Below are 24,424 nucleotides of genomic sequence, written 5' to 3'. Positions count from 1 at the left end.
GTCAGGCCGATTTCTTGTAGAAGAAACCGGCCAAGCCGCCCAGCGCCAGCCAGAAGGCGGCGTTGGCAATCGCGGTGGCGTAGACGAAGGCGCGCGTCAGTTCGGCCGGCGCGCTGCTGGCGTGAAGCTCGGGCTGCGGGGCGCCGACCAAATGCGGCACGAACAGCATGGCGGCGCCGAGCAGCTTCAGCGGCAGGCTGCGGGCGAACACCAGCAACGCCAGGCCGCCGGCGGTGGCCGACACGGTGGTCAGCCACCAGATTTGGCGCGCGGCCAGCGGCGCGCCGACGGTGCCGGGCAACTCGGGCGGCAGGCCGATAGACGGCGCCACGAAAAAGACCAGGTAGCCGGCGGCGCCCCACAGCAGGCCGGAGCCGAAGCCATTGGACTGGCCGCGCAGGCTGATCGCACCGGCCAGCAGCAGGCCGAAGCCGACCGCCATGCTGATGTTGGCGACGGCGGTAAAGAAGGTGCGTTCCTTGCCGTTTTCCGGCTGCCAGCCGCCGTGCGTGTGTTGCTGTTGTTCGTGCGCTTGCTCGGACGCCGATGCCGAGGCGACGTCATGCGAATGCTCGGGCGCGGACGGCAACGCCGCCGCGTGCGTATGGGCGTGGCCGTCGGCGTGCACATGCTGCACCGCCTTGGCGGACGCCGGCGTCGTCGTCGGCTCGGCGGCAGGCGCGGCGGCGGATGCGGCGGCGTCCTCGTACGTCTCGGCCTGCAAGATGATTTTGCTGACCTGGACCTGCTGGACGGCGGTCAACAGCAGGCCGGCAAGGATGCCTGAAAATGCGGCGGCGCGAACGATGCGGTTGAACGCGCCCAGGTTAATCCCGCCGGCCGAGCGCGTTAGTGGCACGGGAAGCTCGCCGAATGGCGGCTGTCGTGGGCCGCGTTGTGCAGGGCTTCCGTTTCGGCGAACGCGGCGCCGTACAACAGCACCAGGCCAAGGCCGCCGGCCATCAGGAACGGCAAGACTTTATCTTTCCAAAGGGCCAATTGGGATTGCGAACCGACCTGACCGGTGACAGCGTGATGTGTGGACATGATGTACTTTCCAGATAGCAACGTTGAGAAGCTTGTAACTGAAGAAAGAGAAAAGATGGGTGCGAAGCGCAGCAAACCACCTGGATCGCCCTCCGCGATACAAACGCATTAAAGGCTTCAGGCTGGTTTCCGGACTGACGAGTAGCGTTCCGATGCGGAACAGACTGGGCTTACGCCTTCCCATGCGAAGCACAGTGGCATACTGCAAACCCTTTTACTCGATCACCGTTGCGGGGGCAGCGTCGGCACTTTTTTTCCGTGCGGAAAAACTCACCGACTTCCCATTTAAATTCGCAAACGACTGTTTGTGAATACCAAAAGCAATACCGGCGAAGTATAGGTCCGGGGCGCGCAAATTGCAACGGGCAAAGATGCGCTTACGGGGAGGTGGGCGCGCCGCGGGCGCCAACGGGAACCGGCGGCGAAGAGCCGGGGTCAGCCCCCGCGGTCTGGCCCCGCGGTTTGCCGGCGCCATTTATCGCTACCCGCGTTTGCGGTAGATGTCCTCGATCTGCGCCTCGAAATGCGCCAACAAATTCTTGCGCTTGAGTTTTAGCGTCGGCGTCATGAGCGCGTTTTCAACCGACCACGGCGCCAGCTCCAGGCGCACCGCGCGCGGCACCGCGTACGAGGGGAAGCTTTTGCACAGCTGCTGGACCTTGGCCAGCGCGGCGTCGCGCACCGCTTTCAGCTCCAGGCTGGCGGCGGCGTCGGCGACGTCGAGCTGGCGCGCCAGCGCCTGCCACGCCACCGGGTTGAGCACCGCGAACGCCGCGACGAAGGGCCGGTTCTCGCCGATCGCAAAGGCCTGCTCGAACAGCGGATCGGCGATGATGGCCATTTCCAGGTCGGCCGGCGCGATCTTCTCGCCGGTCGAGGTGACGATAATTTCCTTGATGCGTCCGGTGATGCGCACGCGCCCGTCGACCACGCTGGCCTGGTCGCCGGTGCGCAACCAACCGTCCTCGGTTATCGCCTTGGCGGTGTCTTCCGGCCGCTTCCAGTAGCCGCGCATGACGCTGGGGCCGTGCACTTGCAGCTCCTGGTTCTCGCCGACGCGCACCTGTACGCCGTCGAGCACCTTGCCGACCGTGGCCGGCCAGTTGTCGTCGACGGTGTTGTTGCACACCACCGGCGAGGTTTCGGTCATGCCGTAGCCCTGCAGCAGCGGCAGGCCCATGCCGAGGAAGCACTGCGCCACCGCCTGCGACATCGGCGCGCCGCCACACACGGCGAAGCGTAGCCGGCCGCCGAAGCGCGCCAGCACCTTGCGCGCGACCAGCCGCCGCAGCGGCGGCGCCAGCAGCGCATCGAGCCAGGCCGCGCCGCCCGGCGCCGGCGGCAGGCGCTGGCGCCGGCTGAACTGGCGCCAGCCGACCGCCTGCGCCAGGGCGAACAGGGTGCGCGCCACCGGGCCGGACGCCGCCATGGTTTCCTCCAGCTTGGCGTGGAAGCGCTCGTAGATGCGCGGCACCGACACCAGCGCCGTCGGGCGCACCGTCTGCAGGTCTTCGGCGATCTGCCCCACCGAACGCGCATAGGCGACGCAACTGCCGGCGGCGATCGGCAGGTAGTAGCCGACCGTGCGCTCGTAGGTGTGCGACAGCGGCAGGAACGACAGGAATACGTCGTCCGGCCCGACCGCCACGCAGCCGGTCAGCGCGCGCACGTTGGCCAGGATGTTGGCGTGGCTGAGCATGACGCCCTTCGGCTTGCCGGTGGTGCCGGAGGTGTAGACGATCGCGGCCAGGTCGTCGCCGCCGACGTCGGGCCGGCGCGGCGGGCTAGAGCCGGCCGCCACCGCCAGCCAGTCGCGCAGCCCGACCAGCGTCACCGGGCCGGACGCGGGCGCGGCCGGCTGCGCGGGTATGTCGCCGCCGGCCACCGCCACCAGCGTCAGCGCCGGCATGGCGACGCCCGCGCCGGCGATGCCGACCCACTGCGCGTAGGCCGTCACCACCAGCACCGAGGCGTCGCAGTCGTTGACGATGTAGGCGATGCTGTCCGGGTTGTCGAGCGCGTGCATCGGCACCGGTACCAAGCCCAGCGCCAGGCAGGCCTGGTCAATGCAGACCGCCTCGACGCCGTTCGGCAGCAGCGTCGCGACCCGCGCCCCGCGCGGCAGCTCCAGCGCGGCCAGCGCGGCGGCGCAGGAAGCCACGCGCAGCGCCATCTCGCCCCAGCTGTATGGGCGCCATTGCGCCGATTCCGGGTCGAACTGGCGATACGCCGGCGTGTCCGGGCTCTGGCTGACGCGCCATGCGAACAACTCAGCCAGCGTAGTGCTCGCGCCCAACGTGGCGGCGCTTGTGTTACCGATTTCCATGCATTTCCCCTATTAATGGTCCGTCGCGCACGCGCACGCGCGCGCCGCCCAGCCGCCTTGTCCGCGTCGCGCGCCGCGGCGGCACATGGATACAAGGCCGGACGGTCCGAATTATCCCCGACTTACCGAATATGTCGTGCTCAATAGCGCGCGCCCGGTGCCGATCGGGCCGCACGCCGGCGCATTCGCCAGCGCCGGCAAACGCGCCCCGGCATCGCGCGCCGCACCGCTTTGGCCGACTGTTGCCGGCCGCCCTTCCCCGCCGTGGTGCGCTTACCCGCGCCGCGCGGCGCCCGCGCCCGCCGCTGCGCCACGCCAAGACTGGCCCGGATGTTGCTAGGTAGACAGATATGTTTCCGATACTTCAGCACAGGCCCGCCATGTCCGACCGCACCGCACCCTATTCTCCCTACTTGAGCCCGCCCCCGCCATCCGGCCCGCAGGAGCCGCCCGGATGGCTGGGCGGCGCGGCCGCGCGCGCCTGCGCGCCCGACCCGCTGGCGGTGGCCGCGGGGTTCGGGCGCTGGTGGCTGGACCCGCTGTCGCGCCACGTGGTGCTGTCGCGCGAGGCGGCCGCCTTCCTCGGCGAGCAGCCCGGTTGGCACCCGAGCCTGGACGACTGCCTGTCGTTCGTGCTGCCGGACGACCTGGCGGCGCTGACGGCGGCGCTGGCGCGCGCCGGGAGCCGCCCCGGCGACTGCCCGGACTGCGAGTTTCGCGTCGCCAGTCCCGACGAAGGCCTGCGTTGGCTGCGCTTGAGCGTATTGGCGCCGCGGCAGCACGGCGCCGGGCCGATGCTCGCCGCCATCCTCACCGACATCACCGCGCAGCGCCACGCCGCCATGCGCGAGCAGTTCAGCTTTGAAACGACCAAGCTGCTGATCGGCACCCACACGCTGGCCGAGGCGGTTGGCAAGGTCATCGAATTGGTGTGCAACGACCTGGGCTGGGACTGCGGCATGTATTGGGCCATGCAGACGGCGCCGGACGGTGCGGCGCGCCTAGCCTGCGCCTACGCCTGGAACGGCCCGGCCCTGCCCGACGCCATCACCACCCGCGACGGCGCCGGCGCGGTTGCCATTCCGGCCGGCCAGGGCCTGGTCGGCGGCGTCTGGAGCAGCGGCCGGGCGCGCTGGGTCGAAGACATCGCCCACGACCCCGACTTCCTATTCCCGCAGTACGCGCGGCGCGCCGGCATCCACTCCGGCTACGCCTTCCCGGTGGCCTACGACAGCGCCGACGGCGGCGCGCACCGGCCCGGCGTGCTGGTGTTCTTCAGCTGTCTGGCGCGCCAGCGCACGGCCCAGCTGCCCAGCCTGTCGGCTGCAATCGGCGGCCTGATCGCCCAGACGGCGCAGCGCATCGGGCAACAGGAGCGCATCCGCCAGCTGGCCCAGGTCGACACGCTGTCCGGGCTGGCCAACCGGCGCCACTTCCACGACCTGCTCGACAACGCCTGCGAGGGCGCCGCCGCGCGCGGCGCCGCGCTGGGCATGCTGTACATCGACCTGGACCGCTTCAAGCCGATCAACGACGCCCTCGGCCACGAAGTTGGCGACGCCGTACTGCGCCAGTTCGCGCTGCGCTTGGCCGCGCTGACGCCGCCGGACGGCCAGGCCGGCCGCGTCGGCGGCGACGAATTCGCGCTGTTCCTGCCGGCCGCCTCGCCCGAGCGGCTGCGCCAGATGGCCGAACTGGTCCTGGCGGCGGCGCGCACCAGCTTTATCGTCGGCGGGCGCGAACTGGCCATCTCGGCCAGCGTGGGCATCAGCGTCTTCCCCGACAACGGCAGCGCCGGCGCCGACCTGCTGCGCCACGCCGACAGCGCCATGTACCGCGTCAAGCGGGCCGGCCGCAACGGCGCCAGCTTCTTCTCGCAAGGCGGCGCGGCGATCCAGGCCGCCTCGCAATCGGCGCTGGTGCAGCAGTTGACGGTGGAGGCGGAACTGCTGCACGCGCTGGCCGGCGACCAGCTCTTCATGCAGTACCAGCCGGTGTTCGACACCCGCGAACGCAGCGTGCGCGCGGTCGAGGCGCTGATCCGCTGGCGCCGGCCGAACGGCGACGTCGTGCCGCCCGACGTGTTCATCCCCATCGCCGAACAAAGCCACCTGATCATCGACATCGGCCGCTGGGTGGTGCGGCGCGCCTGCCGCGACCTGGCGACGATGCAGGCGGCCGGCCTGGCCGGGGTGCAGCTGAACGTCAACATGGCGGCGCTGGAGTTCCTGAACGACAAACTGCCCGAGGAGCTGGCCGCCATCACCGCGGCAGCCGGGGTCGAACCGCGCCAGCTGTGCCTGGAGCTGACCGAGGGCATGATGATGAGCCACGCCGAGCAGGTGGTCCCGGTGATGCGGGCGCTGCGCCAACGCGGCTTCAAGATCAGCGTCGACGACTTCGGCATGGGCTACTCGTCGCTGTCGCGCTTGAAGGACCTGCCGATCTCCTCGCTGAAGATCGACCGCTCCTTCGTCGCCGGCCTGCCGGCCGGGCAGCACGACCGCGCCATCGTCCAGACCATCGTCGACATCGGCCGCAACATGGGTCTGGAGGTGATCGCCGAGGGCGTCGAGACGGAGGCGCAATTACAGCACCTGCGCGAACTGGGTTGCACGCTGGTGCAGGGCTACCTGACCGGGCGGCCGATGGGGTTGGACGAACTGATCGGGCGCCACGGCCACGGACGCGCCGCCTAGGCTGCCGATGGCTACTTCGGCAGCGGCTGCGACAACACCTTCAGCGCCTGCTCCGACCACTCGACCCACAGCGACTACAGCATCACGCCCGCGCTCAGCACGAGGTGCTGAATCTGCCGCTCGCGCGTGGCGTCGGCGTCGGCGTCGGCGTCGACGTCGGTGAAGTCGCGCGCCTCGATATTGCGGTACAGCTCCAGGCGCTCCCGGTGCATTTCCAGGCGCCGCTGGATATCGTCCATGACGACGGTCGGCCCGACCAGCGCCTCGGCGCGCAGGCGCAGCATCAATTCGTCGCGCATCGGCTTCGGGTCCTGGCTTTCGCCGAGCCAGCGCACCAGCTCCTGGCGGCCCCCGGCAGCGCACGGTAGACCCGCTTGCGTCTGCGCCCCGTCTCCGGCGGCAGCGACTCGGCCCAGCCCTCGGTTTCCAGGCCCCCCCAGCTCGCGGTACATCTGTTGATGCGTCGCACGCCAAAAAAACCGATGGAGCGGTCGAAACGATGCGCCAACTATAAACCGGAACAGGGACGCTCAATCAAGGCGGGGCGATTTCAAATTCCAAGTGCAACACTGGGTTAATTCACAGTGTCCGTGGGATGTTGCAGTAATTCGATGTGCTGAGTATAAACGACCAGCGGCGATTCAAATCCAAGCCGCGCCCTTGGTCGCGTGTTGAGCGATAAAGCGATGGCGTCGAGCTCGTCTTGGGAGTAGATCGACAGGTCGGAACCCTTGGGCATGTACTGGCGTAGCAAACCGTTGGTGTTCTCGTTCGAGCCGCGTTGCCAAGGGCTGTGGGGATCGACGAAATAGATCTGCACGCCAGTGCGTTCGGTCGGGATTTTATGGCCGTGCATCTCGCGGCCATGGTCGTAAGTCATGCTCTTGCGCATCGCCGCCGGCTCGCGGTTGAGCACGGCGGAGAAGCTGTCGACGACGGCCTTGGTGGTCGCGTTGTCCATCTTAGCAAGCACCACGAAGCCGGTGGTGCGTTCGACCAGCGTGCCGACCGACGAGCAGTTGCCGACACCCTTTATCAGATCTCCCTCCCAATGGCCGGGGATGATGCGATCCTCGATCTCCGGAGGGCGGATATGGATGCTCTGCATGTCCGGAATTTGCCCGCGCCGGTCGGTTCCCCGGCTGCGTGGTTTGCGCACCTGGTTATGGTGGCGCAAACAGGCGATCAGTTCGCGTTTCAGTTCGCCGCGCGGATGCAAATAAATGGCGTTGTAGATGGTTTCGTGGGACACGGATTTTTCAGGATTGTCGGGCCAAAGAAGCCGTAGTTTGCGCGCAATCTGCTGCGGCGACCAGAGCAGTTTCAGTTGGTGCCGGACGACTTGGAACAAAACGCCGTCGGTGCGTAGTTTGGGCACGCGGCGCGGCCGCAAACGGCGTGCATGGCATTGCGCATGCGCCAGATTGGCGTCATAGATGCCGGTGCCACTACTGCGTTTGATCTCGCGCTGATCGTGCTGGCGGAAAGCCTAACCACGTTACTATGTTTCATTTCAGCGGGGGTTCTTTCTACTTTTATATAATCAGCAGCTTCGTTATTTCCAGTGCCGTCGAAGAACATACCAACAAAAATTTGCCCCGTACATGGTAGTGCTTTCGGTGATGGACGGGATGCACAAAGAGCGTTGGCACGTTGCATTGTTTCTCTATTGCTCAACGGGCGAAGTACACTGCGGGATCCAAATAAGTCTGGATTATGCGCGGATTGAATAACGCTAGCAGTCAGTTTTCATACCTCCTCTTCTTTGGGAGTCAAGCGCACCCTCCTTTGCCCCTATCGCCTCCCATGGCAATATATCCGCCTTACTCATTGGATAAAACGGATGTTCTATTCCACAATCCGAAATAACTATTTTTATTTTATTATTATCGTAAAAATGCACCTGGAATTTCCCTGGATGTTTATATTTTGGAATATCTACTTCAACCACTTGAGGCGGTGGTGGCAGTGGGATTCCACTTCCACTATCATATTCCCATGCCACCTTTGCTTTCAAGCCAGGCCGCCAGGTCGACGGAAGCGAAACGCAGCAACTTTCTTTACCACCACCACTTAACGGTCCAGGATTTGACCCCATCGCACCATTAACAGTAAAGGAATAAATAGAGCGACTATCAGTATGATTATAGCCATTGATTGCTGCCGGAATAAGATTTTCGCCGCAAGCAGATATGCAGATTAGAGCCGAAATGATTAATATTCGAGTTGAAATTCGCAAATATAATTTTTGTTTTTTCATAATTTCACCATATTGAATTTGCAAATTTATCTAAATAATTCCGCCACCCACAATACCCACGCCCAACTGCTTTGGCTTCCAATCACCGCCACTCAACAAATTAGTCAGCTTTTAATCTTTATTACTTACCCCCCAACAGTTAAGCATGCAGCGACTGCCAATGATACTGAATCCGAATATTCCTTCACATTATAAGTTCGCGCCAAATTACAGGAATCATTCATAATTTTATAGAATTCTGATTTTTTCAACCCCGCAGGGACAATATCAGACATGGCCTCCGCCAATAAACCGATAATAGCGTCAGCCTCCGCAGCCAGCAGCATTTCATCCAATTTCCTTTGACTTAAATGAATTTTAGTATCAGCAATGAAGTCACCAGAAGACAACGGACAAATTTCCATGCCGCCTTCTCTATTTATATATGACCAGTACTCAATCGACGAGCCAAATGCAATCCATTGCTCTGCGCTCAGAACACGTGGCAATACAGGAAGAATACGCGTATCGGCCATACGTAACAACGTACGCTGCTCATCAAAAGCAGTGATCCAATGCACGTGTTTCCAATCATCACACAACGCCAATTTAGCCACGTTACTATGTTTTAGACCACCTAAATCAGCGTCCATATTATTGCCTGTACCATCGAAAAAAAACTAAACCATAGCGTCTGCATGCAACTTCCCGGGCCAGCGATCCGCGCACATGAATTCTCTAGGTCCAGAGCAAGACCACTGACTAATAAAGGTAATGCTGGCTTTGGAGGCCCATCCACCGGACTAAGCATTGCTTGGTCGATTGCACTTCGCATATTGATAAAATTTGGCTTTAGCGGCTGCATCTTCATATCGCCAACCGTTGAATTCGCTATTTTTTTTCATTGGCCATGTTGTAGATCTCTCGAACATTTTAATTGGCAGATATACTATTTCTCGCAATGCCCAGAAACATCGCCGCGGGCCACAGATAACGCCATAAAATATATTATTTTATTGATTTTTTTGGTTTTTTCCCTGCTGGACAGTCCGGATAAGGGGATGTATCTTCTCTGCTCATATTTAATTTCAATCGGGGCTCGGATGGCTCCTCTGTGATCGCAGCTTCAACATGGCCATCCTGATAAATATGCACTTCAAAATAAGCAGGATTCGCTGGAATATTGCGATCAACTATAACTTTTACTTCTTTAAAATAACTGTGTAATGTACGAACCATCTCCCCACTAACAGTTCTACCCTCATCGTATCGACAAGCATCAGCTTGCCAGCGAACCTCCACTTCCATTGCTTCCTGATCTGGAACATAGCCTACACAGCACACGCTGCCCCCACCGCCCGAAGTTGGTCCGCTAATAAATAAATTTCCTCCGCCTTGCTCATTAACTGAAAACGTATCGATATACCGATTTGTATAATTATAGCCAGACAACGTCAGGTTTACTGGCTTGTGAGATTTTTCTTTCGGAATCGGATCCGCTTGCTGCACATTACATCCTGACAATAAAAATATTAAAAAGAACGGCAAGTGGATTTTAAACAAAATATTTACGCTCATATTAACCCTTTTCAATAATTGTTTTTTCTACTTCCTCTGCCGCCTGTTTCAAATCAACCATCTTCAACTTAACTTTCTCCAAAACAATTTTCCATTGTTGCTCTTCTGAAAAATCTTCACCATAAAAGAACGGAAGTGCGCAGTACAGAGCAAGTTCATGTGTACTTGAAATTCCAAGCAATTTCGCCGCTTCCATATGGCGAACGATGAAATCAGATCGTTTCGGCAATGAAAGATTCAGATAGGACTCAGGTATTCCTGATAATAGAAGAGCCGCTACCTGATCCTGTTCGCTCGCGTCAAGTAAAGCATCTTCCTGTGCTGAGTTCAATGTCATAGGGGAGGAATAAATATCGACCTCTGAGAATAAGGCACGAACTTTCTGCAAGTTTCCACGTCTATCAGGAAACCAGCATTCGTGCGCAATACATAGAAACTCTTGTTTTTCCTTAATTGACAAAACCACCATTAACTGCTCAAAAATACGTGGATCAAAAAACCTTAACAGTACTTCTATGTCTTCCGACAGGACTGCATCGAGTCTTGTCATCAACCTGCGTGCCAACTCAGGCATTGGAAGAGGAGAGACAAGAAAAATCATGCTTGAACTGTAGGTGCCATGCTCGCATACCCAATCAATAAGGATGCGATGCTGTATGCCGCGTTCATCCATCGTGATTTGAAACAGAACTGGCGCGACGGATAAAGCGCTCTCCTCCTTTGATCTTTCAAATAAGCTTGTCCATTCTAAGTTCGCCTGGGTTAGCTTTTTAACCAATCCAGGTATACCAGCATAATCTACAAGCATATATAGCTTCGGACTATCGTGCTGCACAGCACAGGATTTAAACAAAAAATACACGTCTCTATGGCTTAACATATTATTTCATTGCAAAAGGTGCGCCCGCGGCGCGGGCTTTCAATAAACACTCCACGCAGACGGATCGGGGTAGCAAGGGCAAGGGATAATTTAACCTGTCCGGCCCGATAAACTCCTTCATGCCGGCGTGAATCGTAATTTTCCCCGGGCATTGCACGGTGATGTTGCCGCCCGTGATCGTGATATTGGCCCCGCCCGCCGTCGACAGGCTGATGCTTTTCGCCGCCGCCCAGTCGATGTGCGCGTTGGCGCTGACGATGTCGATCCGGTCGCGTGCCTGCACCTTCAGCGTGTCGCTTTGCGCCTGCACCTCGATGGCTTGCTTGGCGGCGATCAATTGCAGCCCGACGCCGCCCGCGCCCGGCGCGACCGCGCCGGCCAGCACGCCGATCGCCTGGCCGCTGTGCACGCGCAATTGCCCGCCGACGACGAACTGGCTGTCCCGCCCGCTCATCAAGGTTACCGTTTCGCCGTTGGCCAGTTGCAGGTTTTGCCCCGCCACCACGCCCAGCCCCGCCTTGGCGGCGATGGCGATGATGGCGTCGCTCGTATGCGGCAGTTTGCCGGCGCCGGCGGTGGTGTTTTTCGCCCCGGCGTCGGCCTTGGCGGCGTCGATCCCGTCGCCGCTGAGCATGCCGGCCGCCGCCGCGCGCAGCGCCTTCAGCGGCGCCGCCGCGTCGTCCAGGGCGCTGGCGTTCGCCTTGGCCGCGCCGACGTGGCCGGCCAGCGCCACGCCTTCGTGTTTGGCGGCGGCGTCGCTGAAGCTCTGGCCCAGCTGACCGGCCTGCTTGAGCAGCGCCAGGCCGGGCGCGTTGTCGCCGGCCGGCTCGCGCGCCGCCGCCGCGTGGCCGATGGCATAGCTCGAAATCAGCAAGCCGGCGCCGGCGCGCACGGCGCCGTAGGCGTCGCTGCGCAATTCCGCGCCCAGGCCGCGGAAGCTGCCGCGGTAGTTGTCGGCGTGGTGGATCAGGTGCCCCAGGTTCAGCTCGCTCGCGGCGAAACTGCTTTTTAGCTGGATGCGGCCCTGGCTATCGGTGTCGTCGAACAGCAGCTGGTTGTAGCCAGTGCCGCCGAATTCCTTGCTGCGCACGCCCCACTGGGCGGCGCCGTTGCGGTGCCCGGCCGAGCCGGCGGCGGCCCCGTGCCATAGCGGGCCGTTGCCGCCGGCCAGGTTGCCTTGCGCCGAGACGCCGTGGTCGTGCGCCGACGCGAACACGCCGGCGTCGGCGGCGCGCCCGTCCGCGCCGCCCGGCGTGGCCGGCACGCCGCCCTCGCCCTGGCCGTTGTAGAGCGCGCCGACGATGACCGGCCGGTCGATGTCGTTTTCCAAAAACTGTACCATCACCTCTTGGCCGATGCGCGGCAGGAACTGGCTGCCCATGCCACCGCCCGCCGAGCGCTGCGCCACCCGCACCCAGCAGGTCGCGCTGGCGTCCTCTTGCCAATGGTAGCGGATGCGCACCCGGCCCAGCCGGTCGCAATACATTTCGTCGGCGCCGTTCGCGCTGGCCGCGCCGTCCGGCCCCACCACGATGGCGCTCTGGCTGCCGGGCGCGGTCGGCTTGGCGCGCTGGCCGGTCGGCGGCGCCCGCCACGGCCGCTCCAGCTTGACCGCCTCGACGCAGTTGCCGTAGCCGCTCAGCACGGCCTGGGCGATGGCCAGGGCGAACTCGGGCGCCTCTTCCTCTTCCACGCGCAGGCTTTCCTCCAGCAATTCCGGGATCGGCCCGAACAGTTCGGCCAGCGCCTTGCTGGCCGGCGCCGGCAGGTTGTTCACGCCCACGCTGCGCACGCGCAATAGCGCGTACTTGCCGTCGGCCTGGCGGAACGGCACGCCCGTCAGCGCGATGTGCGTGCCGGCGCGCAAGGTGCGCACGCTCGAACGCATCCGCGTCCATTGCGCCTCCGCCTCGCGCGCCTGCATGTGCAGCAGCGCGTAGCGGCGCGCCTGCGCCGCGCTTCTATAAGCGTACTGGCCGGGGCTGTCGTAGCTTTCCAGCGCCGGCGCGTTCTTGCCGCGGCACAATGGCGCCGCCCCGATCAGATCTCCTCCGGCTCCTCGCCGTGCACCTTGTCTGGAAACACTTGCGCGGCAATCGGGCTAAAGTCGAAATGTGCTTCGAACTCCTCCTTGGTTTTCCAGCGCACCTTGCCGGCCGGGGTACCGTAGACCACATCGGCCGAGTCTATATGCGTTTTCTTCAAGGGATTAAGGCGGATGCGACGGTTCCAACTAAGCGCCACCAGCGTCGGTTTTCCCTGCGCATCGAAGTCGTACACTCGATGGTAGATCTGGTGCCCGATCAGGCCAACACCTTTATCAGTGAGGAGCTTGTCGTTGACGTCCGGATCCGGCCCCGGCCGCGGCTGGCGCCAGTCATTGAGCGTGATCACGCGCCGCACTCGGCCGCTGGCGTCGAGCTGTTCGTGGCGCACCACGCCGAACTGAACGTAGTAGCGGTGACGCGAACGATGTTCGTTCGGCTTAAACAGTTCAAACAGCTTCACCTGCTCTCCGTCGATATAGGTTTGGCGGCGGCGCTCGTACTGGTAGATTGTCTCCGGTTTTTCCAGCACTTCAAGCGGCGTCGGGCGCTGGGTGAAGAAGTATGCGGCGGCGTTCACCCGGCCGAAGGAATCGAGCACCGTGTTGGCTGCGTTGTCGTCCAGTTTTCCGGCATTAGAGCCGTAGATAACCGTCACGCCCTTGCCCATCTTGGCCTTAGCCGCGCCGTAGACCGCGTTCGGCCCGGTACCGGTACGAAAGGCGCCAAAGTTCTTGCTCCATTTACCCGCTGCGTTGCCGCGGTGCCACTCGTCAAGCAACTCCACCTGTTTGCCATCGTACTTGCCGTACCGGTAGCGCAGCCACTCGTCGCGCACATCGGGCGGTCGGGCCAGGCAACGTTGCGAGTTCTTGGGGTCCAGAAGCAAGGTCAAATTGTCGTCTTCGTCATATTCGCGGCAAATCTTGATAACCGCCGGCATCTCCGGCTTTTCAAACTCGCCCTCCTCAAGGCGCACGAGACGCCCCCTGTTATCGTAGAAATACAGGACCGCGTTCAGGGCTACATTCCCAGCCCCCAGTTTTTTCAACACGAGATTATTTGCGACATAACGTTCGGTACTCGGCCTAAGCGCCTTGCGTAGGGCCTCGCTGCCGAAACTGGGCGGCCACCAGCCCTCAACCCGACACACGCGCAAGTTTCCCTTGCCGTCGGGTTCATAATACGAGACATCGGATGTCTTTCCCTCCGACAGCATTCCGCCGCCCTCCTTTCCGAGCATTTCCTTCGCCAACGGATCAGGATAGGGATAGTCTATCGCCGTTTGACTCACACCAAACGAACCGAAACCAGGCCGTTGCTCCTGTTTATAGCCGACAAACACTTTAATTTCCGGACCCGGCGCCTCGAACCAATTCTTGGCGCTGTTGCACGCTGCTTGCGCAATATTGGAAGAGCCGAGCAAAATCCCAACAACAAGCGCCGCTGAGAACTGTTTCCGACTACCGTATTTCATCACGCTGCCCCCCCTTGTTGCGCGTTAGACGTGCTATTGTTACTGGCGAGGTCAATCGACCTATGTTGACTTGGATCGCCGTCGATCTTAGCCATTTACTTTTCCAAACCTATTGCGCTGGCCGCTTGTCATTTGGGCATTTCTTATAATCAGACCTCTCTTCGCGGTCTGCGCTTAACGCGAGGCGTGGACGCGATGGAAGTTCGGTTATGGCCGTTTCAACATGCCCATCCGGATAGAAATGCACTTCTAGGTATTTTGGTTTTTTTGGTATTTTTGGATCAAGTGGTGTTTCTACTTCCTTATAAAAATGATGTATATCAAAAAAAACATCTCCATAACTGTCTTTACGACTATTGTAAGTACATCCGCCAATTTGCCAACGAACTTTTGGTTTCCACAACGTGGCGCCAATGACATAGGATGCACAGCAAACGCTACTCCCGCCTCCTCCGTTCGGCGAACTCACGTAGAGGTTGCCGCCTCCACTACTGCCAACATAAAAATCATCAATATATTTATTAGTATAATTATAGCCAGTAATTGTCAGTGAAACAGTATTTCCAATTCTTGGCCCAGTGTCCAATAAGTTGTCTCTATCTTGGCATCCCAATAAGGTTATGGAGATAATAAAAAGCCACGAAAGGCGATTTACTTGAAAATCTGATTTTGATTTCATGATATGTCTGCACATCAATAAAAATTGAATATTTAACAATAAAATAATCGAAGCAATACGGCAGATTTTTCCAACGAAAATGTAGCGCTAAATTCGCTGACCGAGCCGCTGCACATAAATTTATGCAGTTACTCTCACATTGTACGAGTCATTGGAATGAGCATAAAGTAAACGATTATTGGCACCAACGTAAACAATACGCGGATCAGACGGTAATGTTGCATCCATCGCAAAAGCCGCTAGTGAGTTGTGAACGTAGTTATCGAAGAATGCAATAATTCCCGGATCGGTCAATCCCTTTCCGTCACGCTCGTTCTCATAGGCTTCGAGAAGTATTTTGTAATGAGGCCGTAGCGTCTCCCGGCTTCGAATAACATTATTTTTTACGGAATTTGAATCCCGAGTCAGAATGTCTGCAACATCCTTTAATAACTGTTGATCGTAAGTTTCAATCACCGCTGGCAATCCCGTTTCCTTCGGCAAGGTAAGCAACCTTGCTTCAGCCCTGCGAAGATTATCTAACGCTTCTGCCGCTTCTTGTCTTGCCGTTTCAATTTTTTCAGGATAATCTTTTGCAAACGGACCGGTTTTTGTAATATATTTCCAAGGAGACTCCGCCGGAGCCTTTGCCTTTTCCATGGAATAAAGTTTCCGCTCTGCGTCAAATCGTTTTTGTTTAAGCTCTATAATTTCGGAATTTATTTTTCTCTGTTCATCAGCAAAGTTTGCAGCGTTTTTTTCTATCTTTTTTTTCTCAACGCCATTCTTTGCCAACCCTCTATTTATAAGATGGAATCTCCATTGATAATACAACTTCATGTGCGCCCGAATCTGTTCACCTACGGGCAAGTTTCCAGCTCCAGTTTTTGATAAGTAGTATGCATAGTCTGCAATAAGTTTCTTGGAAATTTGGAAATCAGACTTGTTTTCCGGTTTCCAAGCATTTTCAGCAAGAAGTGGAACGCCGGCGCTCAGCGCAAATGAGTACATTTTCCACAAGAATACAAGGCCAAGTTTAGTTTCTGCGGCCTCATTCTTCCCGCCTTCTCCTGGTCTATACCCCCAATCCACCCAAGTTAAGAATTTTTCTTTAAAAGTAGAGCGAAATACAATAAAAAGCTTGACATGCCAGTGAGGTAGGGCGCGGTCAGTGAGATTTTTTACCTCATTGGCCGCTATGTCCCTTGCCGCACTGTTCAACGATCTTGCCGCGCATTTGCAGTCCGTCGAATTCCTTCTGACGGCCCGACATATTGAACACCCCGCCGCATTTTCCCGCCAGCGAAAATTGCCGTTGCCGGCGCTGGTCGCGTTGATGCTTACCGGTATGCGCATGAGCGTCCAAGCCGAGCTCGACGTATTCTTCGCCCATCTGCAGCAACGTGCGCAATTGGTGCGCAAGGTGTCTGAGCAGGCGTTCGCCCAGGCGCGCGCGCCAAGCTGTCTCTGACGGCCATTCCCCTGCTCAACGACTGGCTGGTCGCACGCGCCGAGCACCACGGATTTGTGCCGCGCTGGCGCGGCCTGCGTTTGGTCGCCGCTGATGCTTCGACCATGCGATTCGGCTTGCGCGCCAGCCACGTCAAGCGCGCCGCGCTGGCCGATCAAATCCTGTTCGGCCTGTTCCTTCCCGGCGCGGAATTGATGCTTGCGGCCTCGCTGCACGGCATCGAGGACTGCGGCGAGCGGCAAATGCTGGTCGAACACCTGGACCGACTTTCCGGCACCGATCTTCTGCTGCTCGACCGGGGCTACCCGTCCCGATGGCTGGTATCGCTGCTCAAACATCGCCACATTGCGTTCTGCATGCGCGTCGAGAAGGCCGGCAACGGCGGCTTTCCCTGCGTGCGCGACTTCCTGCGCTCCGGTCTGAGCGAGCAGCTCGTCATGCTGCGCGCGCCCGACCGGCGCGACGCCGACGATTATGAATGCCCCCGAGAACCCCAGCAGGTGCGCCTCGTCCGCCATGTCGCGCCGAACGGCAAGGTGCGGGTGTTGATGACCAATTTGTTCGACAGCGCGCGCTTTCCCGCCGACGGCTTCGGCGACCTCTACCACAAGCGCTGGCGTATCGAGGAAGCCTTCAAGCGGCTCAAGCATCGGCTCAATTTGGAGCATGTGTCTGGCCTGTCCCAGCAAGCCGTGGTGCAGGACGTCGCCGCCAAAATCATGTGCGATAACTTGCAAACCCTGGCGGCCTTGACAGCCCACGACAGCGCCGACCTGCGCGCAGCCGAGCGCATCAACCACGCCTATGCGCATACCGCCCTCAAACCATTGTTGCCGGCCCTTCTGCTCGGAAAAAAGGTGGCGAAGTTACTGCGCGAGGTGCTGCGCCTGATTGCGAAACGGACACACATCCATCGGGAAAATCTATCCAAAACACGCAAAACCAGGCCGAAGCCGCACAAGCACATGATCCAAAAACCATGTTAAAAGGTTGGAAAATCCCTAACTTGGGTGGATTGTCTATACCCCCCACCAACATCGGAATGAACGCCACCATGCACATATTCGAAGAAATTTTCACGACGAGGAATGGTTTCGGTTTCCTCATCGTACACACTAACACTATCTACCGGAAATGAATTGCGAAATTCATGTCCTGCTATGAAGTGATAAACGCTTTCAACTTCGTCCGGTATAAACATTTTATCGCCAAAACCGGTGTGGCCATTGAACGAACCAGCTGCGGGATGGGCTCCGGCCGCCCCGCTGGGACCGAAGGCCAATGCACTGGGTATTGACTCAGGGAACGCTGTATAACGTGAAGCAAGCTTCACTGCCAGCGGAGCTTTGACTTCAAGTGTCTTAATTACATTGGCGGACGCACCTGCCCCAACGGAAGCTACTGTGTCAAATAGTCCCATAAATCGAATGCGAACCACACATTTTACGCTTTTTAACCGCAACCCATTTTCCCGGGCACTGTCTTTATAGCAGCGACTGGAAACAAAATCATTAATAAATGCGCGTGCCGCAGCTGCGCCACGGCTAAAACCAAACGCGGCGATGTTTACTTCAACTATTTCATTCACAGGATTTTTTGCTTGAGCTATCGGCCCTACCATTAGCTGATCAAACTGCTTCTTTGCCCAATCTAAACGATCCTGACCATAGTATCCAATGGCAAGTCCCCACTCGTCACCGCCCGCATCATGCACTTCGTTAAAATATGTCCCTACACCAGGAATGTAGATCCGAAAAACTCCCACTGCATCGTCGCCCGCCTTCGAATGGACGCTTCCCAAATAAGCGTCACCTCGGTGGGCCCGAAAAAGCCTTGTCACGTTTGTATGTTCTTTTGAAGGCAAATCTGCTATCAAATTGTTGCCAGTGCCGTCAAAAAAAAATGAAAACCAAAGGTTCTGTTTGCAGTTCAATGTTTTACCAGCGCAATTTCTCATCGCGTTACTAAGATCTTTTCCTCTATTTGGCGCTGTATCGCTCGATTTTCCCGCTGGAATTGGAATAGTCGAACTTGCCGCGCGTTCAATTCGTTCCGTCGGCTGCATGATCGGAACTGTTCTTCGCTCGCCCTTAGCCTTATCGCTCATTAGGTAACCTTTATAAGAGAATTGCTTTCCGTAATTTTAATATGCAATAGAACAAGAAAATATCAGAAAATTTAGCATTGATGCAATCCTATATATCTATTGAACGTCATTAAATTCCATCTGTGCCACAGCAAGAGTAAAATCAGATTTTCCGCTTTTAACTTCTCCAAGAACAGTGGCCCATGGTGCTTGTATAGAAAATTTTTCGCCATGCAACAATGCCATCAGGCAGTAAAGTGCAAGTTCGTGCGTCGCGTAAATTCCTAACATGCGCGCAGCTCCCATGTGACGCACAATGAAGTCATAACGTAATTCCGGCGCCATGTTCGCGTACTCAACAGGAACCGCCGGGCGCAAGAACGCCGCCACCTGATCCGGTTCGCTAGCATCGAGCATCATACCTTCTTGCTCGACCGTCAGACTCAACGGAACCTTATGCATTTCCGCTTCGGAAAACACCGCATCAACCGGCTGTATCTTGCCGCGCCGGTCGACAAACCACCAACGATCAGCGACACTCAAAAAAGCGGTTTTCTGTTCCTTCGAGAGCACCACCATCAATTGCTCGAATACGCGCGCGTCAAAGTACCGAAGTACGATGTCGATATTGTCAGGTAAGGTCGCGTCGAGGCGCAAAGCCAACCTGCATGCAAGTTCCGCCATCGGTAGTTGCGATACCATGAACAGAATGCTTGATGTAAACGTGCCGTGTTCGCAGATCCAGTTCAGCATCGCTTGCTGCTGAAAAGGATTTTGATTTCCGTCGATCAAAATCAAAAGCGGCGCGACCGCCAGCGCCCCCTCGTCTCTTGATCCGGCGAACAGGCTGATCCACCTCGCGTTCGTCCTGTCCAACTGCTTTGCCAGCCCCGGCAGGCCGCCATTATCGATCAGGGCATAGAGCTGACCATCGAACTCGATCGAGGGATCCGCAAAAGGCAAATTGCTAATTTCTAGATGAGTAATCATGGTCATTTCGGTATAAACGGCGCGCCGGCAGCGCGCGCCTTGAGCATGCATTCAACACATACGGATCGTGGAAGCAACGGCAAGGGATAATTCAAGCGCTCAGGCCCAATAAACTCCTTCGTGCCGGCGTGGATCGTAATTTTCCCCGGGCATTGCACGGTGATGTTGCCGCCCGTGATCGTGATATTGGCCCCGCCCGCCGTCGACAGGCTGATGCTCTTGGCCGCCGCCCAGTCGATATGCGCGTTGGCGCTGACGATGTCGATCCGGTCGCGCGCCTGCACCTTCAACGTGTCGCTTTGGGCCTGCACCTCGATGGCTTGCTTGGCGGCGATCAATTGCAGCCCGACGCCGCCGGCGCCCGGCGCGACCGCGCCGGCCAGCACGCCGATCGTCTGGCCGCTGTGCACGCGCAATTGCCCGCCGACGACGAACTGGCTGTCCTGCCCGCTCATCAAGGATACCGTTTCGCCGTTGGCCAGTTGCAGGTTTTGCCCCGCCACCACGCCCAGCCCCGCCTTGGCGGCGATGGCGATGATGGCGTCGCTCGTATGCGGCAGCTTGCCGGCGCCGGCGGTGGTGTTTTTCGCCCCGGCGTCGGCCTTGGCGGCGTCGATCCCGTCGCCGCTGAGCATGCCGGCCGCCGCCGCGCGCAGCGCCTTCAGCGGCGCCGCCGCGTCGTCCAGCGCGCTGGCGTTCGCCTTCGCCGCGCCGACGTGGCCGGCCAGCGCCACGCCCTCGTGTTTGGCGGCGGCGTCGCTGAAGCTCTGGCCCAGTTGCCCGGCCTGCTTGAGCAGCGCCAGGCCGGGCGCGTTGTCGCCGGCCGGCTCGCGCGCCGCCGCCGCGTGGCCGATGGCATAGCTCGAAATGAGCAAGCCGGCGCCGGCGCGCACCGCGCCGTAGGCGTCGCTGCGCAATTCCGCGCCCAGGCCGCGGAAGCTGCCGCGGTAGTTGTCGGCGTGGTGGATCAGGTGCCCCAGGTTCAGCTCGCTCGCGGCAAAAGTGCTTTTTAGCTGGATGCGGCCTTGGCTATCGGTGTCGTCGAACAGCAGCTGGTTGTAGCCCGTGCCGCCGAATTCCTTGCTGCGCACGCCCCACTGGGCGGCGCCGTTGCGGTGCCCGGCCGAGCCGGCGGCGGCCCCGTGCCATAGCGGGCCGTTGCCGCCGGCCAGGTTGCCTTGCGCCGAGACGCCGTGGTCGTGCGCCGACGCGAACACGCCGGCGTCGGCGGCGCGCCCGTCCGCGCCGCCCGGCGTGGCCGGCACGCCGCCCTCGCCCTGGCCGTTGTAGAGCGCGCCGACGATGACCGGCCGGTCGATGTCGTTTTCCAAAAACTGTACCATCACCTCTTGGCCGATGCGCGGCAGGAACTGGCTGCCCATGCCACCGCCCGCCGAGCGCTGCGCCACCCGCACCCAGCAGGTCGCGCTGGCGTCCTCTTGCCAATGGTAGCGGATGCGCACCCGGCCCAGCCGGTCGCAATACATTTCGTCGGCGCCGTTCGCGCTGGCCGCGCCGTCCGGCCCCACCACGATGGCGCTCTGGCTGCCGGGCGCGGTCGGCTTGGCGCGCTGGCCGGTCGGCGGCGCCCGCCACGGCCGCTCCAGCTTGACCGCCTCGACGCAGTTGCCGTAGCCGCTCAGCACGGCCTGCGCGATGGCCAGGGCGAACTCGGGCGCCTCTTCCTCTTCCTCTTCCAGGCGCAGGCTTTCCTCCAGCAATTCCGGGATCGGCCCGAACAGTTCGGCCAGCGCCTTGCTGGCCGGCGCCGGTAGGTTGTTCACGCCCACGCTGCGCACGCGCAATAGCGCGTACTTGCCGTCGGCCTGGCGGAACGGCCCGCCCCTCAGCGCGATGTGCGTGCCGGCGCGCAAGGTGCGCACGCTCGAACGCATCCGCGTCCATTGCGCCTCCGCCTCGCGCGCCTGCATGTGCAGCAGCGCGTAGCGGCGCGCCTGCGCCGCGCTTCTATAAGCGTACTGGCCGGGGCTGTCGTAGCTTTCCAGCGCCGGCGCGTTCTTGCCGCCCGGCGCCAGGTCGGTCGGCACGCTGGCGCCGACCACTTTCTTGGCTTTGTAGTCGTAGCTCGACACGCTGCGCAGCGCCAGGCCCAGCGCGCGCCCCGCCTGCACGGCTTGCACGCCGTCGCTGGCCTCGCCGGCGCGCGCGCCATGGAAGCGCACCCCGCCGCCGGCCGCGCTGGTGGCGTCCTCCGGCACGGCGTCCGCCTGCGTGCTGTCGGCGAACAAGACCAGCAACTGCTCGCCGTCGGCCTCCTCGAAGCGCCACGCCAACCCCTCCTCGGTCAGCAAGCGGGCGACGAAGTCGTAGTCGCTTTCGCGGTGCTGGCAGCAATAGCTGCGCGGGTCGGCGTCGGCCATGAAGCGGTCGACGTCGCCGCTCCAACGCCACTGCGCCTGCGGCGCGTAGGCGGCGAAGACGGCGTCGACGATCTCCGGCACGCTCTTGTCTTGCCAGACGCGGCTGTTGCGCACCTGGGTCAGGCGCCATAACCACGGCGCCAGGCGCAGCCGGTAGCGCGCCAGCCCGCCCTCTCCGCCCAGCATCGCCGCCTCGCTGACGTAGCCGCTGAAGCTGGCGCGGCTGCCGTCGGCCAGGCTGACCTGCAGGCTGGCGGCCTGGCCCAGCAGCGGCTCCAGCGCGATGTCGGCGCTGGTCGACAGCGCGATGACGTCGCGCCCGCCGATGCCTTGCAGTTGTTCGTCGGCGACGAAGGCTTCCACCAGCAAGCCGCCCGCGCCGTGGTCAGCGTTGTCGTTCTGAAAGGTCAGCGCGTACAGGCGCGTGTGGCTGGAGAAGCCGGCCAACGCGGTGAATATTTGGTCGGTGAGTGCTAAGCGCATACGATTGGCGGGGCCTTGATGATGATGGGGAGGGTGCGGCAGTCCTGCCGCAGGCTACGCCGTTAAGGCGGCGACAGCACCTTGGCGCTGCGCGCCGGTTTGCAAGCCGCGTCCGTGCCGCTGCGACCGACGCAGACTCGGGCACGGCATGACTCGGCGGCGTCTTTACCACTCTGGCCGCACTGCTTGAGTTGCGCCTCGATGCTCGGCTTGCGTACCGGTTCGGGATGCGCCTGCGCGTGCGCCACCAGGGCTTGCAGCAGCATCACGTCGCTATCTGGCTCCGCCTTCTTCTTGCGCGCGTTCGCCTTCGCCGTTGCCTCGGCCTTGGTTTTGGCCTCCGCCTTGGCGTGCGCCGTGGCCTGGGTCTTGGCCAAGGCTTTGGCGTGCGCCTTCTCTTCCGCCCGGGCTTTATTCTTTATCTTTGCTTGAACCGCAGCGTGTTTGCGCTCGATTCTTGCCTGCGCCAATTTCTTTTCCGCCTCGCCGGAGCGTCCCGCCGCCGCCCGCGGCGTCGGCGCCGGCGTCGACGGCGATTCCAGCGCTTTGCTCAGCACGTCGGCGGACGCCTTGGGCGCCGGCGTCGGGGGCGCGCTCAGCATATCCTTCAAACTTTGCTGCCTGGGCGCCGGACCGGCCGTGTCCGCCGCGTGGCCTTCGTCGTGGATCGCGGCGGCGAGCGCGGTCGGCGGCGGCACCGGCATCGCCTTGGCCGGCGGGGGCGCGGCGGCGACGACGGCCGGTTCCGACGGAGCGTCGCCGGCGTCGTCGCCGACCAGCCAGGCACCGCCGGCGATCAGGGCCAGCGCGCCCAAGCCGATGCCGCCCCACAAGCGCGCGCGGGAGCGCGGCGCCGCTTTCGTGGCACCGCCACCGCCATCCATATTGCTCAATATGCGGTTGCGCTCAGCTTCCGCCTGCTGGTCTGCTGTCAGCAGGCTGGGTCTGCCCGCATTGCGCGGCTTGTCGTCTGCATGTTGCAAAATGTGAAACTCCAGAATTATTATTGTTATACTTTACGCTATCCAATAAAAATGTGACGCATGTTAGAACGTCAAGAGTGTGAAACCCTGCACACAATTGAAATGCAAGGCAACTCTCATTATCAGACTAGTAAGATATACTTGTCTGCAACAATGAACAAAACTCCAACGCCGGCGCCTTGTTTCGCCGGCGCAAGGCGCCGATTAACGTATTCCCCCGAGGTCTGAGTGTTTTTATTGGCCGTCGTGCTGTACTTCCTCTTGGCTTGCCTGGTCAGCTGGCTGGCGCTGTTTCCGGCCGGCCGCGACATGGCGATGGCCCTGGTTGCCAAGATGGAAGCCCGTCTGAGCCGCCGCGTCGGACATATGGCGCAACGCGGCAACCAGGGCGTGGCGGCGCTGCGCCAGTCGTCGGCGGCGTCGGCGCAGGGCGCGCTCGGTTTTTTCCGGCGCCATTACCTCGCTTGCCTGGCCGGCGCGGCGGTGGTGTGCCTGCCGCCGCTGGTGGCGTTGATGGTAAGCGGCAAGAACATGCTCGGAGGATATGACGTGTCGGTGCGCGAGATGAATGGCCAGGTCGCCGATTTGCTGCAAGGCGAACAATTGGTGCCGCCGACCGCGCCGCCGCCGCTGGTGTTCGTCACGCAGGAAGTGGCGCAACTGCGGCCTTTGCTGGCCTCGGCCAGCCGTAATTGGACTTTGCTCAACCCGGACTACGCCCAGCGCCTGTTGTTAGTGTTTAAGATCATGAAGGAACAACACGGTTACGACATGGCGATTCTGGAGGGCTATCGCAGCCCGGAACGGCAAAACATGTTGGCGGCGATGGGTTCGAATGTGACGAACGCGGCGGCCTTCCAAAGCTGGCACCAGTACGGCTTGGCCGCCGATTGCGCGTTTTTGCGCGACGGCAAGCTGGTCATTTCGGAAAAAGACCCCTGGGCCATGCGCGGCTACCGCCTGTACGGCGAGGTGGCGGCGTCGGTCGGCATGACGTGGGGCGGCAATTGGAAAATGATGGACTTCGGGCACACGGAACTGCGTCTGCCCGGCGTGATGAAACGATAAAGCGATACCAACG

General features: G+C 60.4%; 19 protein-coding genes, 2 pseudogenes and 1 riboswitch. Of the genes and pseudogenes, 4 read left to right on the top strand and 17 right to left on the bottom strand.

What is annotated here, in order from left to right; genetic code table 11:
• Window position 1: 1 nt before the first annotated feature.
• The 3 genes from JANGC3_RS0104910 to JANGC3_RS0104900 form a co-directional block, all read right to left on the bottom strand.
• Window positions 2–859 carry a CbtA family protein gene (locus JANGC3_RS0104910; RefSeq protein ID WP_085945289.1) on the bottom strand — a complete coding sequence of 286 codons (858 nt, stop codon included), beginning with the start codon at window positions 857–859 and terminating at the stop codon, window positions 2–4.
• Window positions 850–1,047 carry a CbtB domain-containing protein gene (locus JANGC3_RS31255; RefSeq protein ID WP_026132561.1) on the bottom strand — a complete coding sequence of 66 codons (198 nt, stop codon included), beginning with the start codon at window positions 1,045–1,047 and terminating at the stop codon, window positions 850–852. Before JANGC3_RS31255 ends, JANGC3_RS0104910 begins: the two co-directional genes overlap by 10 nt.
• Window positions 1,048–1,150: 103 nt before the next feature.
• Window positions 1,151–1,381: riboswitch (cobalamin riboswitch) on the bottom strand.
• Between the two features lie 147 nt (window positions 1,382–1,528).
• Complete coding sequence (locus JANGC3_RS0104900) at window positions 1,529–3,373, bottom strand: AMP-dependent synthetase/ligase (RefSeq protein WP_017875363.1); 1,845 nt, start codon at window positions 3,371–3,373, stop codon at window positions 1,529–1,531.
• Window positions 3,374–3,753: 380 nt separating this feature from the next.
• Here JANGC3_RS0104900 and JANGC3_RS0104895 point away from each other — a divergent pair, with 380 nt between their 5' ends.
• Window positions 3,754–6,072 (top strand): sensor domain-containing protein, encoded by a 2,319-nt coding sequence (locus JANGC3_RS0104895; RefSeq protein WP_051068220.1) that lies wholly within the window; start codon window positions 3,754–3,756, stop codon window positions 6,070–6,072.
• Window positions 6,073–6,146: 74 nt separating this feature from the next.
• Here the strand turns inward: JANGC3_RS0104895 and JANGC3_RS28415 are convergent.
• The 10 genes and pseudogenes from JANGC3_RS28415 to JANGC3_RS32360 form a co-directional block, all read right to left on the bottom strand.
• Window positions 6,147–6,580, bottom strand: a pseudogene (locus JANGC3_RS28415) (PadR family transcriptional regulator).
• Between the two features lie 66 nt (window positions 6,581–6,646).
• Window positions 6,647–7,540: pseudogene (locus JANGC3_RS28410) on the bottom strand (IS30 family transposase); the annotation flags it as partial.
• A 267-nt stretch (window positions 7,541–7,807) separates the two neighbouring features.
• The gene (locus tag JANGC3_RS31250; protein ID WP_081611765.1) at window positions 7,808–8,332 is read right to left on the bottom strand and encodes a DUF3304 domain-containing protein; all 525 of its coding nucleotides are present in this window, start codon (window positions 8,330–8,332) and stop codon (window positions 7,808–7,810) included.
• A 125-nt stretch (window positions 8,333–8,457) separates the two neighbouring features.
• Window positions 8,458–8,964, bottom strand: coding sequence for a hypothetical protein (locus tag JANGC3_RS32365; protein ID WP_157406460.1), 507 nt, complete (start codon window positions 8,962–8,964; stop codon window positions 8,458–8,460).
• Between the two features lie 355 nt (window positions 8,965–9,319).
• Complete coding sequence (locus JANGC3_RS31245) at window positions 9,320–9,889, bottom strand: DUF3304 domain-containing protein (RefSeq protein ID WP_081611764.1); 570 nt, start codon at window positions 9,887–9,889, stop codon at window positions 9,320–9,322.
• 1 nt (window position 9,890) lies between these two features.
• Complete coding sequence (locus JANGC3_RS31240) at window positions 9,891–10,697, bottom strand: DUF4123 domain-containing protein (RefSeq protein ID WP_157406459.1); 807 nt, start codon at window positions 10,695–10,697, stop codon at window positions 9,891–9,893.
• Between the two features lie 73 nt (window positions 10,698–10,770).
• Window positions 10,771–12,795: a DUF2345 domain-containing protein gene (locus tag JANGC3_RS28405; protein WP_017875357.1), complete on the bottom strand. Its 2,025-nt coding sequence runs from the start codon at window positions 12,793–12,795 to the stop codon at window positions 10,771–10,773.
• A gap of 14 nt (window positions 12,796–12,809) precedes the next feature.
• Window positions 12,810–14,294 carry a hypothetical protein gene (locus tag JANGC3_RS28400; protein ID WP_157406458.1) on the bottom strand — a complete coding sequence of 495 codons (1,485 nt, stop codon included), beginning with the start codon at window positions 14,292–14,294 and terminating at the stop codon, window positions 12,810–12,812.
• Window positions 14,295–14,400: 106 nt separating this feature from the next.
• A complete protein-coding gene (locus JANGC3_RS31235; protein WP_157406457.1) occupies window positions 14,401–14,970 on the bottom strand; it encodes a DUF3304 domain-containing protein in 570 nt (189 codons plus the stop codon).
• 120 nt (window positions 14,971–15,090) lie between these two features.
• Window positions 15,091–16,170 (bottom strand): hypothetical protein, encoded by a 1,080-nt coding sequence (locus JANGC3_RS32360; RefSeq protein WP_157406456.1) that lies wholly within the window; start codon window positions 16,168–16,170, stop codon window positions 15,091–15,093.
• Between JANGC3_RS32360 and JANGC3_RS33520 the strand changes: the two genes are divergently transcribed.
• Window positions 16,148–16,420 carry a hypothetical protein gene (locus JANGC3_RS33520; RefSeq protein ID WP_232429655.1) on the top strand — a complete coding sequence of 91 codons (273 nt, stop codon included), beginning with the start codon at window positions 16,148–16,150 and terminating at the stop codon, window positions 16,418–16,420. The two genes, JANGC3_RS32360 and JANGC3_RS33520, sit on opposite strands and share 23 nt — an antisense overlap.
• A gap of 104 nt (window positions 16,421–16,524) precedes the next feature.
• On the top strand, window positions 16,525–17,406 hold the full coding sequence (locus tag JANGC3_RS28395) for a transposase (RefSeq protein WP_232429654.1): 882 nt from the start codon (window positions 16,525–16,527) through the stop codon (window positions 17,404–17,406).
• On the opposite strand, the gene JANGC3_RS31230 is transcribed toward JANGC3_RS28395, so the two are convergent.
• From JANGC3_RS31230 to JANGC3_RS0104840, 4 genes are all read right to left on the bottom strand, one after another.
• Entirely contained in the window at window positions 17,403–18,527 is a 1,125-nt protein-coding gene (locus JANGC3_RS31230; RefSeq protein ID WP_081611761.1) for a T6SS phospholipase effector Tle1-like catalytic domain-containing protein, read from the bottom strand. The genes JANGC3_RS28395 and JANGC3_RS31230 overlap by 4 nt on opposite strands.
• Before the next feature lie 96 nt (window positions 18,528–18,623).
• Complete coding sequence (locus tag JANGC3_RS0104850; protein ID WP_035787539.1) at window positions 18,624–19,496, bottom strand: DUF4123 domain-containing protein; 873 nt, start codon at window positions 19,494–19,496, stop codon at window positions 18,624–18,626.
• A gap of 2 nt (window positions 19,497–19,498) precedes the next feature.
• Window positions 19,499–22,360, bottom strand: a complete 2,862-nt coding sequence (locus JANGC3_RS0104845) for a type VI secretion system Vgr family protein (protein WP_017875354.1) — start codon at window positions 22,358–22,360, stop codon at window positions 19,499–19,501.
• Window positions 22,361–22,422: 62 nt separating this feature from the next.
• Window positions 22,423–23,175, bottom strand: a complete 753-nt coding sequence (locus tag JANGC3_RS0104840) for a hypothetical protein (RefSeq protein ID WP_157406455.1) — start codon at window positions 23,173–23,175, stop codon at window positions 22,423–22,425.
• A 396-nt stretch (window positions 23,176–23,571) separates the two neighbouring features.
• Here JANGC3_RS0104840 and JANGC3_RS0104835 point away from each other — a divergent pair, with 396 nt between their 5' ends.
• The gene (locus JANGC3_RS0104835; protein WP_026132560.1) at window positions 23,572–24,411 is read left to right on the top strand and encodes a M15 family metallopeptidase; all 840 of its coding nucleotides are present in this window, start codon (window positions 23,572–23,574) and stop codon (window positions 24,409–24,411) included.
• Window positions 24,412–24,424: the final 13 nt, after the last annotated feature.

This window comes from Janthinobacterium sp. CG3, from assembly GCF_000344615.1.
In the GTDB taxonomy this organism is placed as follows: Bacteria; Pseudomonadota; Gammaproteobacteria; order Burkholderiales; family Burkholderiaceae_D; genus Janthinobacterium.
This window is presented reverse-complemented; position numbering and strand designations above follow the sequence as displayed.